The sequence below is a fragment of the Streptomyces sp. NPDC025638 genome (assembly GCF_055558775.1).
Genome location: NZ_JBVHLX010000013.1, coordinates 341,432 through 353,797, shown reverse-complemented (window position 1 = coordinate 353,797; position 12,366 = coordinate 341,432). Strand labels below are relative to the sequence as shown.

11 protein-coding genes and 2 pseudogenes are annotated in these 12,366 nt (G+C 66.2%); 8 read left to right on the top strand and 5 right to left on the bottom strand.

What is annotated here, in order from left to right; all coding sequences use genetic code 11:
• Positions 1–99: 99 nt before the first annotated feature.
• Both ACZ4EG_RS31950 and ACZ4EG_RS31945 read left to right on the top strand, forming a co-directional pair.
• Positions 100–1,497, top strand: a pseudogene (locus tag ACZ4EG_RS31950) (TerD family protein); the annotation flags it as partial.
• A 754-nt stretch (positions 1,498–2,251) separates the two neighbouring features.
• Positions 2,252–2,740, top strand: coding sequence for a hypothetical protein (locus tag ACZ4EG_RS31945; RefSeq protein WP_467793066.1), 489 nt, complete (start codon positions 2,252–2,254; stop codon positions 2,738–2,740).
• 238 nt (positions 2,741–2,978) lie between these two features.
• On the opposite strand, the gene ACZ4EG_RS31940 is transcribed toward ACZ4EG_RS31945, so the two are convergent.
• Positions 2,979–3,128, bottom strand: a complete 150-nt coding sequence (locus tag ACZ4EG_RS31940; RefSeq protein WP_467793065.1) for a hypothetical protein — start codon at positions 3,126–3,128, stop codon at positions 2,979–2,981.
• Positions 3,129–3,315: 187 nt separating this feature from the next.
• Here ACZ4EG_RS31940 and ACZ4EG_RS31935 point away from each other — a divergent pair, with 187 nt between their 5' ends.
• Positions 3,316–3,594 carry a hypothetical protein gene (locus tag ACZ4EG_RS31935; RefSeq protein WP_467793064.1) on the top strand — a complete coding sequence of 93 codons (279 nt, stop codon included), beginning with the start codon at positions 3,316–3,318 and terminating at the stop codon, positions 3,592–3,594.
• Positions 3,595–4,597: 1,003 nt separating this feature from the next.
• Positions 4,598–4,927: a hypothetical protein gene (locus ACZ4EG_RS31930; protein ID WP_467793063.1), complete on the top strand. Its 330-nt coding sequence runs from the start codon at positions 4,598–4,600 to the stop codon at positions 4,925–4,927.
• A gap of 336 nt (positions 4,928–5,263) precedes the next feature.
• On the opposite strand, the gene ACZ4EG_RS31925 is transcribed toward ACZ4EG_RS31930, so the two are convergent.
• Complete coding sequence (locus ACZ4EG_RS31925; RefSeq protein WP_467793062.1) at positions 5,264–5,593, bottom strand: hypothetical protein; 330 nt, start codon at positions 5,591–5,593, stop codon at positions 5,264–5,266.
• A gap of 1,214 nt (positions 5,594–6,807) precedes the next feature.
• On the opposite strand from ACZ4EG_RS31925, the gene ACZ4EG_RS31920 reads away from it, so the two are divergent.
• Positions 6,808–7,308, top strand: coding sequence for a YfbM family protein (locus ACZ4EG_RS31920; RefSeq protein ID WP_467793061.1), 501 nt, complete (start codon positions 6,808–6,810; stop codon positions 7,306–7,308).
• 910 nt (positions 7,309–8,218) lie between these two features.
• Here the strand turns inward: ACZ4EG_RS31920 and ACZ4EG_RS31915 are convergent.
• The 3 genes and pseudogenes from ACZ4EG_RS31915 to ACZ4EG_RS31905 form a co-directional block, all read right to left on the bottom strand.
• Positions 8,219–8,645, bottom strand: a pseudogene (locus tag ACZ4EG_RS31915) (NUDIX hydrolase).
• Between the two features lie 10 nt (positions 8,646–8,655).
• A complete protein-coding gene (locus ACZ4EG_RS31910) occupies positions 8,656–9,321 on the bottom strand; it encodes a YdcF family protein (protein WP_467793060.1) in 666 nt (221 codons plus the stop codon).
• 2 nt (positions 9,322–9,323) lie between these two features.
• On the bottom strand, positions 9,324–10,112 hold the full coding sequence (locus tag ACZ4EG_RS31905; RefSeq protein ID WP_467793059.1) for a GntR family transcriptional regulator: 789 nt from the start codon (positions 10,110–10,112) through the stop codon (positions 9,324–9,326).
• A gap of 162 nt (positions 10,113–10,274) precedes the next feature.
• On the opposite strand from ACZ4EG_RS31905, the gene ACZ4EG_RS31900 reads away from it, so the two are divergent.
• From ACZ4EG_RS31900 to ACZ4EG_RS31890, 3 genes are all read left to right on the top strand, one after another.
• Positions 10,275–10,604, top strand: coding sequence for an SCO3933 family regulatory protein (locus tag ACZ4EG_RS31900; protein WP_467793058.1), 330 nt, complete (start codon positions 10,275–10,277; stop codon positions 10,602–10,604).
• A 1-nt stretch (position 10,605) separates the two neighbouring features.
• Entirely contained in the window at positions 10,606–11,943 is a 1,338-nt protein-coding gene (locus ACZ4EG_RS31895; protein WP_467793057.1) for an FtsK/SpoIIIE domain-containing protein, read from the top strand.
• A gap of 79 nt (positions 11,944–12,022) precedes the next feature.
• Positions 12,023–12,226 carry a hypothetical protein gene (locus tag ACZ4EG_RS31890; protein ID WP_467793056.1) on the top strand — a complete coding sequence of 68 codons (204 nt, stop codon included), beginning with the start codon at positions 12,023–12,025 and terminating at the stop codon, positions 12,224–12,226.
• The last annotated feature ends 140 nt before the right edge of the window (positions 12,227–12,366 follow it).

Below are 12,366 nucleotides of genomic sequence, written 5' to 3'. Positions count from 1 at the left end.
CGGACACAAGACGCCCCATGCCTCCCTCACCCCGAACGAGACCATGCATGACCAGCAGAAATCAAGGGATCACATTCGGTTGAGATACGGCTTCTTACGCCAGGCCCGGTTCCGGCTCCCCGCCCGCCTGGCGACGACGTGGGGCCGAAGAAGGCGGCGCGGCCTCGCACCGCGAAGAAGAAGGTCACGGTGCCCCGCGTGGCCAGGAAGTCTCTGGCGGACAATGAGTCCTGGAAGCAGGCCAGGCTCTTTCCGGTTTCGGTGCTCAAGAGTGACCGGGACCGGGAGATGCGTGCCACCTCGGTACTGCTGTCGGTGATGGCGCAGGTGCCGGAGTTCGGCCGGAGACTCACGGCGGCGTTCGGAGCACCGGCGGGCCGTATGGAGACGTTCACCGAGGTCTCCCTGCCGCACGGCGATACACCGCGACGCCCCGACGGGGTGATCCGTGTCGAGCGGGCAGGCAAACTGTGGACCGCGCTGGTGGAGATCAAGACCAACGGCAACGACCTCAAGCCCGAGCAGGTGCAGGCATACGTAGACATCGCCGCACGCCGTGGCTACGAGGCCGTGATCACACTGTCGAACGACGTTGCGCTTGAAGGCAGCCCGCTCGTCGACGTCAAGATCGACGGCCGGCGCAAGCACAAGGTGGCTGTCTGGCACCTGTCCTGGGCCGAAGTCACCCACCAGGCACAGATGCTGATCCGGCACGAGGGGGTCGGAGACAAGGCACATGCCTGGCTGCTCCAGGAACTGCTGCACTACCTGCGGCATGAGAACTCCGGCTGCCACGGCTTCCAGAACATGGGATCGGCCTGGGTCCCCGTACGCAACGGAATAGACGACGAAACCCTATGCCAGGGCGACCCGCGCGCTTTGGACGTGGTCGAGAGCTGGGAACGGCTCATCCGCCAGATCTGCCTCAGCCTCGGTGGCGAGCTCGGACAGAAGGTACTGCCCGTCCAGCGCGCCAAGCGTGGAGCCGATCCGAAAGCACGCCGCAGCCGCCTGGCCGATCAGCTCTGCCTCGACGGCAGACTTCAGGCAGAGCTCCGGATCGAGGGCGCGCCCGGAATTCTGGCGATCAGCGCCGACCTGCGCACCGGCAAGCTCCGCACCTCCATCGAGATCCCCGCACCCGAGCAGGGATACCCGCTGACGTGGGCCAAACGCCTCATCCGCCGCCTGGCCGAGGCACCGGCAGACCTCCACATCGAAACCCTGGTCGAAGGAGAGACCGGGGGGCCACGGGGCACGTTGGAACGGCTCCGCCCCGAGCCGGCGGACATGCTCCCGAAGAACAACGACACCCACATCACCGGCTTCCGCTTGTCCCTGTTCAAGAGCATGGGGAGCAGCCGAGGTAACGCCGAATCCGGCTTCATCCGGAGCGTCGACGACGCTGTGCACCGCTTCTACACCACCGTGGTAGTCCACCTGGACCACCCGACGCCCCGGCAAGCATCGGCGAAGGAACGTGCCGGAATGGGATGACCCCCGGCCATGGCCAGTTGCAGGCGGCCACGGTTCATGTGCAACTGGCCACAGCGTTCGTATCCAGAGGCCATGTCGGCGGAAACGGGATGAGCGCCCTGAGCTTGGGAAGCTAAGGTGATCCAGGGCCGACCGCGCTGCTGACCTAGGGCGGAGCGGTGTCGGCGTCCGGCTGGCCGCTGGCTCAGTCCCCTGTATTCCCCGCTGTTCCCCGCCCGACCTGGCACGGATCTGGCACGTGTAGCGTCGGCACCAAACGTGGCCTCAAGCCCCCTGTCAGCGGCGGGTGTTAGCTTCCCCAGCAGAAATGGGCCGGTTCGATGTCCTTGCTGAGGAACACGGCGGCCAAGGGGGGTGGCCGGATAGGAGTCTCCGGATCAGCATGGTCCCGGGACGCCGAATGGCTCCGCACCCACCCCCCTCACACCTTCTGATCCGTAGCTCTGGAGAGATCGGTCATTGGTGGTCATACAGGCTACTGGGAGGACCGTGAGAGCCGGTATCGAGTGCTGGCGGTGGCTGGGGTTGCTGTACTTCGTTGCTGTACCGCACAGCTCCGATGGACCGCTTCCTTGATCTCCTCCTGAAGCCTTCGCACACCTTGCCAAGATCTGTGCGGCCTGGCGCCACCATCCTGCGCGCTGGAGCACCGACCGAGCGCGGGTCACAGAATGGCCACCCCTCCTACACACTCTGCACACACGGCCCTGCTGGGCACTACGGTCGCTCCACCCGAAACATCCTGGGGGACGAGATGACCAACCCGTACACCACACCCATACCGCCGACACCACGCCCACCAGACACCCGTCCGCTCCACAAGCGCGTACTCGTGTGGGTCGGCGGCACGGCCCTGCTCATCACGGGCGCGCTCATCGGCTCCGCCGGGGGCGACGGGCAACAGCCCGTCGAGACCAAGGTCAAACCCGCGACGACCATCACCGCGACCGTCACAGCCACGCCCGAGCCCGGCCCGACCGTCACTGAGACCGTCAAGGCCAAGGCGAAGCCCGGCCCCACGGTCACTGTCACCAAGACCACCACCGCCAAGGCCGCCGGCAGCGGGAGTAGCAGCGGCGAGGACAGCACCGGCACGTGCTCGATCGTCTCCAACGCGGGAAACTGCTACTCGGCGGGACAGTTCTGCCGGAACAGCGACCACGGCGCCATTACCACCACCGCGGGCGGCGCGAAGATCAAGTGCACTTACAGATCAAATGCATGGCGCTGGACCTACATCTAACGGGCCAAGCCAGGCGCGCATCAGACCGTTCTCGGCGTACTGCTGCGCGCCGCCTCCCAAGCCGGCACCGCCAACACGCTTTCCAACTGTGGTGGTGGGGTCGTGGGCGCCGTTCGGGGGCGTTCGCCTGCGTTCATGGGCGGTTGACCACCGAGACTGGAAGACTCCTGGGACCCGCCTGAACGGCCGTGAACGTCGATGAATGAGACGGAAACTGAGACGGGCCGGGCACAGGGCCTCACTCGATGATCTCGGACCGCTCTCGAACCTGGTCGTCCAGCTTGCCTTCCTCCAGGTCGCTCAGCGCGGCTGCGTATCCGGCCATGACTGCCTCGTGTACGACGGGGTAGAGCCTCGGCCGAGGACAGCCGGCCACAGCGGTTGGCACGCTGACCAACTGAGCGGGGCGGATGCGTCGATAGGTGATTACCTAGGTCCGATGTGTGACCGTTTCAGCCCCTTCCTATGAGCAGTGATCTTTTAGATTGATCAATTTTAGCTCGCTTCTAGCCTTCCATGGACGGGAGACAAAACCCTGTTCTAGTTTGTAGCCTCCCCTGAGATACGGAGGCGGAATGGCCGACATGCTGAAAAATGAGACTCAAAATGATGCAGCCCTTGAGCGCACCAAAGCGCGCGAACTTAAGGTTCTTCTCGCGTATCTGCTCCTTGCGTTTCTGTTGAATCTCCTCCTGGGCGCTGCGGGAGCATGTCTCGCATATGTCACAGAATGCAGGGGCGACACCAATCAGGCCGCAATGATGGTGGCTGTTTCCTTGGCTATGCCGTTCTTTGGCGTTAGGACTCTGACTAAGCCCGGACTGAATAAGCTTCTCTCCCTGCTGAACCCCTGAGCTCCCTGGCCCCGGCGTCCTCGCTTCAAAGTCGACAACAATGCGGCGAAGGATACGGCCTGAGCGGTCGATCAAGATCAACAGAGTTCAATGTGCGAGCCACGACTCGTCTTCTTGTCGGGGGTCTTGGCGACTTGCGGTTTTGCTGCTCGGAGACGGTGGTTCCGTGCACCTGGTGGTCGTCCTTGGCCACTGTCGAGCGGCCTCGGATGGCTCAGAGACAGCCCAGCTCTGCCGCACTCTGCTGACGGCCGGCCCCTGCGATGCACCCCGTCTGATCCTCAGCCGACGACAGTCAGCCACGACGGCCGGTACGCCGACCGATCAGGCGCGCGTGTGCCTCGCTGCACCCTTACCGGCCTCCACCACGCTGCCAGTGCTGTCGACCAAAGCAAGCCACGACTGCCGGTTCGTGACGACGGCGCCAGAAGCCCTCAGCTTGGGAAGCTGCGGGCATTTGCAGTGGGTTCGCGCGTTGACCTGGGTGAACGGTACGGATCGAGCCCTGCCGGGCTCGGCTGCTTTTACCGTGATTCCCCGTAGTTCCCCGCGCGATCTGGTGCGGTTGTGGTGCGGGGCCACAGCTGACGGTCGGTCACCGTCGGATCGGTTGTCAGTGCCGGCGGCTATGGTCTCTGGCGCGCGGTCGGCTTCCGGGGGTTCCAGCTCTGAAGGGAATGGTTGCATCCCTGGCCTGTCTGGGGGCGGCCCGGAGACTCGTCCGGGACCTAACCGACGGCTGGGCTTCGTCGATGGCCAAGCAGTGACCTGCCAGCGCCGACCGCGCACCGCCCTTGTCCCGTGCCGATGGCAGGTGCACGCTTTCCAACTGTGGTGGTGCCTCGCGAGGCCGCGTACAGGGCTGTTCACCTGCGTTCATGGGCGACCGGCCGTGGGAGCGGATACCGCCTTCGGTCTCGCCTGAACGGCCGTGAACGGCGCTGAATGAGACGGACGGCGGGGCCGGGCTCGCTAGCATCTTCGCTGTTGAAGGGGGAGACACATGGCGCTGGCCCGCAAGGGATCACGACGGATCGTTGTCGACGGAACGGCCTACCGCTGGCGGCTGCGGGGCAGGCCGACGTACTTCCAGGCGCTGGCCTGGTCACCGTGCACGTTCACGGTCGAGCATGCGGACACCCCGGGGATGACGCTTGTGGTCACTACCAACCAGCCGCATCCGAGCAACTGGTTCGGTCGCGAGGCCACGCCTGTACTGCCTTCCGGCGTTGCCCAGGCCATTCAGCTTGCTCTCCGCGAGGGTTGGGCTCCGACGGCCCCAGGCTCTCCGTTCCACCTCGACCAATCCGCTGGCTTCACGCCCTCACCCTGAACGGAGTAGGGGTGGGGGGGAGGCTTGGGGGTCCTGTGCCTCAGTCGACGAAAGTCCGCCACCCACGGCGGCGGGTGCGCCGGCCGACCAGGCGCGCGTATGCCTTGCTGCGCCCCCACCGGCGTCAGCCACGCTGTTGGGGTGCGTTCGTCTACCTGGGCAAGCTGCGATGGCGGAACCGTAATGGCGGGGCATTGAGCGATGACTTCTTCGTCCCGAAGCAACTTGGGCGGGGGCTCTGCCCTGGACCAGTACGGCTCTCACCGGCGCTGATGGTCCGCAGACGTTCGCGCTCGACCGCCGTTGTTTCGTCGGCGTTGTCACGCAGCTAGACACTCATGGCTGCTGCGCAGCTTGCTTCGCTGCCGTGTTCCGCGCGTGAGCTTCGCGCCGCAGTCGGCGTTCGTAGTCCGCGATCTGCCGGGCCACGGGGACGCTGGTGGCAGTTCGGATCAACCGCTCGTTTTCACGGTCCACCAAGAAAGGACCGTTGCCTCCCAACCGAGGGCGCTGTCCGCTCTGACCGTCCCAGACTGCCCCCCAGTAGAAGATCCACCCGAACGGCAAGGCCTCCACGCGCAGGATCTGAAGGTCGTACGTGATGTGGCCCCGCACGTCGTCGATCTCGGCAAGCACCAGTCGGCGCGCGTCCTCCTCGGTCAGCATTATCCGATGATGACACGGCACCTTCACATGCTGGCTCGCGTACACCCGCTTTAGGAGCGAGGTTGGGCGATCACGGGCCTGACCTGTGCGTCCCCACCCTTGGTGGAGTTCAGCCGTGTGCGCTTCTTCGCACTCCGGTTCCCCGTGAGACCCCGTCCGTTCTGGCACGAGAGTGGCACGCTCAGGAGGCACAAAACCAACAGAGCGCCTTCCATGGGACCTACGTGCTCGGGGCGTTCCGGACTCGCGACCGCTGGGATTCGGGATGGCCTCCGTCGGCCCGGATGGCCTCCATCGCGACCATGCGGAAGTTGCGCCTGGCGTCCGCCGCAACGTTGTGCAGTCGGCCCAGCTCAGCGAGGAAGTCACGCCCGTTGGGTTGTGCTCCGCCTTCGGTTTGCTCAAGCCAGATAAGAACCCGGTGGGTCGCTTGCGTGAGCGCTGCCTCTAGTTGGGCTGCGGCACCACAGACTTCTTCGGGCCCCTCCATGAAAACTCGCTCGTATGCGGCACTGCTGCTGATCAGGTCAGCGTGGTTGCCTAGACGCTCCCTGGCTGCTTCACGGCGAGGCGGATCGTCGGACAGCGCGCTGGTGGCCCACCAAACAGCGTCCAATTTTGCCGTGGCCTCCGCCGCATAGTCGGCATACGCCTGTCGTCGCGGCTCCCTCAGTTGCGAAGCAAGATCGGCGCGTATCTGTCGCTCCAACTGACGCTCCTGTGTGCCTAGCTGCAACTTCGTCTGGGACCGGGAGAGGAACCCAGTTACACCGGCTGCGACAGCCGTCCCGCATGCTCCAACTACTGCGCCGAGGATTGCTGCAAGGCCTGCGTCCATGCGTGCATTCTGGGGCATCCAAGGCTTGTGAGTCCTGGGGCTTACGAGAGGTCGATGGAGTCTCAACGGGCGAGTCCTCCCCCAAACGATCTTGAAAACCGTCGTGGCAGCGATGTCACCGTGGGTTCAAATCCCACCGCCTCCGCCCTGCGAGCAGTGAGAACGGCCCCTGACCACATCAAATGGTCAGGGGTCGTTCTTGCTGCGCGGTGCCCGCTCGCCACCGTGGTTCCCCGTGGCTTCCCGCACGATCGGGCACGGACGGGGCACGGCACCTTCTGATCCGTGGCCGGTCGGTGACGGCCATACAGCTGAAGGGGACGGAAACTGAGACAGGCGGGGCGTCGTTGTCAGTGGCCGCGCCTAGTCTCCGGCCATGAGCATGATCGGTGAGTACCTACGTGTCACGGCTGCTGAGCTTGACCGAGTGATTCAAAACCCTGACGGGGCCCTGGACTTCGTCGAAGAGGCCCGGGATGCCGAGGAGGAGTCGAAGCCCGTCCCGGCCGAAGCACGTCACTTCAGCACATACAAGGCCTGGGACATGCTCCGCTTCCTACTGGCGCGTGGCGACTTCCCGGTGAGCGTGATCGACGGTGAGGAGCCGTTCGCAGAGGCCGAGGACTGGGGGTACGGGCCTCCGAGGTACCTACGACCTGAGCGGGTACGGCTCGCGGCCGAGGCTCTGCGGGGTACCAGCTATACCCAACTCATCAGCGGGGTGGACCCTGCTGAACTGAGCAGCGCCGAGGTGTATCCCCTTGGATGGGATGAGCCCGGGGCGCTGGAGTGGGGGCGTCGTTGGTACGACGGTCTTGCACAGTTCTTCGGGGCTGCTGCCAGGGCGGATAACGCAGTGCTCGTCTGGCTGGACTGAAGGCATGACAACTCATGGCGGTACCCGTGGCGACGATTGTGAACGGGGGCTCCACGGGTCGAAGCCTGCCCACGTGATCGACGGAGCGACTTTGGCCGGGAGCTGCTTTGGGGCGAGTGATCATGGCCCCGTAAGCTGATGGCGCGTCGGGCAGTCTGTGGACCTGCCCGGTAAAGCACGACGTTGGGGCCATGATCTTCGAGGCTCGCCCCAAAGTGGCTGGCTAAAGTCGTGGAGTCGATCACCCCAGCCACCCACGATCCCACCTACCACGGTCCGCAGGATCCGGCAGAGATCCCAGCCGTCGCGCACCTGCTTTTGGATCAAAGCGTCTTCTGGGTTCGTGGCGCACCCTGCGTGAGGCCCCATGGGCAATGCCGCATCCCCGGGTCCGGCCTGGCGGTGTGGGGCAAGGGCGGGGAATCAAGCTCGGTCCGGTGCGTCGGCCCTTGGCGGGTCGGAGTGTGATGCGTGATCATCCCGGGGCATCGATGGTGGCGCGGGGCCGGGGCCGGGGCGGCGCGGGCCGAAGGCATGAGCGCAGCCCCGAGCCCCGAGCCCGGCGCCGGCCCGCAGCGCGGGCCGGTGGGGTGTGATCTACGCAGCGAACGGCCAGGAAGCCGTTGGGCCAGAGCAACCGGATGCCGAAGGCAAGAGCCCCCGCCCGTGGACCGGTCCGCCGTAGGCCGGTGACCGAGAGGTGAAGGCTCTAGCCCTGGAGGCTGTCGAGCAAGGGCATGCCGACGATTCCAGGGGTGGCGCTGTCGAGTCCTGTTTTCCCAAGTGCGCGACGGCTGGGAGCTCTGCCGGATCCTGCGGGTCGAGGATGGAGGGATCCCTCTCCCCGCCCGGAAGGGCGGGGCTTGATGAGGTAGAGAAACCTGTAACAGGTCGGGACGCCGGCCGAAGATCAGTTGCCTACCAGCGGTGTCAGCTTGCGGCCGTCATGCGTCCGGATGTGCGGCGCCTCGTCGCGCAGAGCGTCCGTGATGCGTACCGCGTAGACCTCGCTCATCGCCGCTACGGCCTCGTCCGGGGTGAGCCATGCAACAGCGGTCGACTCGTCCGAGAGCTGTTCGTGACCGCCTTCGGGCTGACACCTGAACACCAGGGCGACAACGCCGACCGTCATGTTCTTGTACACCCCGGTCAAGCGCTCCACGCGGATCTTGATCCCGGCGGACCCCATCTTCGATGGCCTCCGTACGTTCAAGCACCCCGCCGGGTGGTTCCCAGGTGCCGTTGTCGGCACGGCGGATCACCAACACTCGCCCGTCCTCACGCATGACGACTCCCGCCACGGAGACCGAGTGGAGCGGCGTTGACTGTCCTGACATGAGCTGGGCTTCAAACAGACGGCTGGTCAGTGGCGAGGAGTCGGCTGGTGAAGCCCTCCCGGCACAGCCGCTCGTAAGCCTCACGAACGTCATCCGGTACGGGCTGGCTGATCATGTATCCCTGCTCCGGGTAGATCAGCAGCCGCTGAAGTGCTCCCACAAGCATGTCAATGACCAAGCGAGAGTCCTGGATGGAGTCCGCGTACGCCTCAAGCGTCATCGGAGTGGAGGCGCTGACGATCTCGACTTCGGGCCACAGCTTGCGCGCCGTGGCGTATGCGCGCCGCTCCTCGTATGGCTTGCTGATGAGGAGTACGGAGGAGACATCTACGCCAGCCTCCGCAAGCACGGCCCTGGAGAAGCGGATGTTCTCGCCGGTATTGCGGGCGTTGGGCTCTACGAGCACGGCTGAGCTAGGGACACCGAGTTCGAGGGCCCGTTCGCGATAGTGGACAGCTTCACCCCGCGGCATGCGTTCCCGTGTCGTCGGGCTGGTGGCTCCCGTGAACAGAAGCAGGGGAGCCATGCCGCGCCTGTACAGGTCCACTGCCGTATCGGCCACACCCAGGTCATGGCTACCCAAGCCGATCGCAACTGAGCACGGCTTCAGGGCGTGGCCCATCTGGTGGTAGTCCCACAAGCGTCGTGCGTCGGCCCATGCCTGAGTGGAGATCATCACTACCCCTTCTCGTCCCTCGCCGAGTCCGGCACCTTGAAGTCGTACTCCCAGGCGAAGCGCGAAGCTGCGTGCACACCGATGGCGAACTCAACCACTGTGCCAGAGGCCGTGTACGTCGTCCGATGCAACTCGACGACGGGTTCGCCCGGCGGCAGCTGCAAGAGCTTCACTTCGTCGGGCGTGGGCGTCCTGGCGAAGATCTCTTCCTTCATGTGGTCGATCTCGTATCCCGCGTCGTACAGCACCCGGAATCCACCGCCGCGCCCAGCCGGCCCCGGCGTCGGGTCCACCAGTCGTGTCCCCTCGACATGTTCGGGCCGGTAGTAGCTGGTGAGGGTGTGGGTCGGCTGGTCACCCTCCTTCACCAGCCGTGCCCGCGCATACACCTCTGCCCCTTCGGGCAATCCGTGTGCCGCCGCAACCGCCGGCGGAGCTTTCACGCGGTTGACGGTCTGAGTCTGCTCATTCCGCCGATAGCTGCGCCCAGAGGCCACGCGGTCCGCGATGAAGGCCACCTCGTCGCCATCCCGCCACTTGGCCTTGTCGTACCTGGCAATGCCGAGCCGCTTGAGCGGGACTCGCTGCCGCACGACGGTGCCGTGCCCGCGGGACGACGTCACCAGGCCTTCGGCTTCAAGGGCTTTGTAGGCCTGGTGGACTGTGGACTTGGAGCCCTCGCCCGCCGCAACTAGCTCCCTGATCTGCGGGAGCTGCTGGCCAGGCGCGTACTCACCCCTCTTGATCTGTTCAGCCAGCTTGTCCGCTAGCTCCCGCCACTTGGGCGTCATCGCTCGACTCCTCTCGACGGGATAAGTCAAGCACAGTCCCAGGACTGTTGACAGTCCTAGGACTGCGTGCCACAGTCTCCTTATGCCGTTCGCAGTCCCAGGACTGTGAGATAGAGGGGCCTTCTTTGGGCTGCTCCGAATCACCGACACAGGGAGCTCTTCATGCCATCCTTCAAGATCGACACTTCGACCGCTGTGGTGTTCGTGGCGACCGCGCCGACGCCCAAGCTCGCCAACGCCAAGACCGGTGAGCGGGCCATGGACCGGGAGACCGGTGCGGCGCTGTCGACCGTGGGCCTGCTGGTTTCGGACGAGGGGGAGGGGAACCTGTACCAGGTGACCATCCCGGAGACGGGTTACCCGGAGGGTCTGGCGCCGGGCATGCCGGTCCGCGTCGTCGGCCTGAAGGCCCGCGACTGGGAGAACACGTTCAACGGCGAGAAGCGGCACGGGATTTCGTTCCGCGCGGTCGCGATCACCCAGGCGGCCTGACATGACCGATGTCACGCCCTGGCTCGAACTGGGCTCGGTCGCTGCGGGTGCCGGCGGGATCGGCTACGCGAAGGCCCGCGCCCCGCGCGTGTACTGGTCGCTCGTCGGGTTACCGGTGACCTGGTCCCGGTTCACCTGGACCTATCACTCAACGATGGACGTGTGCGGGCTGACGGTGCAGCCGTCCCGCTTCCGGGCCTTCCTGATGCGGAACGTGGCCCGGCACGAGGTCCGGCCGGTGCCGCCGAGGGTCCGCCGGGTCCGCGGAACGTCGACCGGGCTTCGCGCCACTCTCCGCCTGCCGGCCGGCCTGGAGCCCGCGGACGTCGCCGCCGCCTCCGAACGCCTCCGCCACGCGTGGGGCGTGCAGTCGGTGACCGTGGTGGAGACCAAGCCCGGATACGTCGAACTGCGGATGACCGGGTACGACGTGCTCAAGCGGGTGCGGATGCCGCGCTCGGCCCGGCCCCGTGACCTGGTCGTCCCGGTCGCAATGCGTGAGGACGGCACGGTCTTCGAGCGGGACTATCGCAAGGTCCCCATGGCGCTGACCTTGGGCGCCACGCTGTCGGGCAAGTCCGTGTATCAGCGCAACCTGGTCAAGGGCCTGGCTCAGCTCCCGGTGGGGCTGGTTGGGATCGACTGCAAGCGCGGTGTGGAGCACCGGGCGTATGCGCCCCGCCTCTCCGCGCTGGCCACCGATCCGGAGAGTGCCGGGCGTCTGATTGACGCGCTGGTCGGGGAGATGGAAGACCGCTTCGACCTCCTCGCCCTGCACGGGGTCTCCGATCTGTGGGGCCTGCCCGGCAAGGTTCGCCCGGTCCCGCTGGTTGTCCTGATCGACGAGGTGGCGGAACTGTTCCTCGTCGCCTCGAAGAAGGAGGAGCCGGCCCGGGATAGGACGGTCATGCAACTGGTCCGCCTCGGTCAGATGGCCCGCGCGGTCGGCATCTACCTGGAGGTGTGCGGGCAGCGCTTCGGCTCCGACCTCGGCAAGGGCGCGACCGCGCTGCGTGCCCAGCTCACCGGGCGGGTCGTGCACCGGGTCAACGACAAGCAGACCGCCGACATGGGCTTGGGCGACATCGCCCCGGACGCCGTGTTCGCGGTGACCTCGATCCCGCCGGACCGGCCCGGTGTCGCGGTGGCCGGTGATACCTCCGGCGGCTGGTCCCGCATCCGCACCCCGGAAACCACGCCCGACGAGGTCACGGCCGTCTGCCGCGACTTCGCCCACCTCACGCCGGAGCTGCCGTTCCTGGCCCCGTTCCGGCCCGTCGACTGGACCGAGCCGGCCCCGGACCTCGTCCCGGCACAGCCCGAGCCCGTCGGCCCGTAACCCCCCTGCTCTTCCGGCCGGCGTGACCGTCTCGCGCCAGGTCCCTACCCGAGCCATGCCTGAAGGAGGGAGATCCGCCGTGTTCGAGCCCTACGACGACTTCAACCGCACCGTGTCCCTGCTGGGCGCTCTGACCCTCTACGCGCACATCCCCGGCGCCGACCCGGAGTTCATCGACCTGGTGGGCCCAGCCCTGGCTGCGTCGCTCCCAGAGCCGCCCCCGGGCGTGCTGCCGCCCGGCTACGACCCGAACCAGGGTCCCGAGTACCCCGGTCAGGGGTGATGACCGTGGCCGCGCGGAAGTCCACCCCTCGCCGCAAGCCCGCCGCTCCGGAGCCTGCGAAGTGCCCGGTGTGCGACGGCAGCGGTGAGGTTTCCCGGACCGTGCACGTCGGTCGCAAGCGCCGTGCTGTGGGCGAGCAG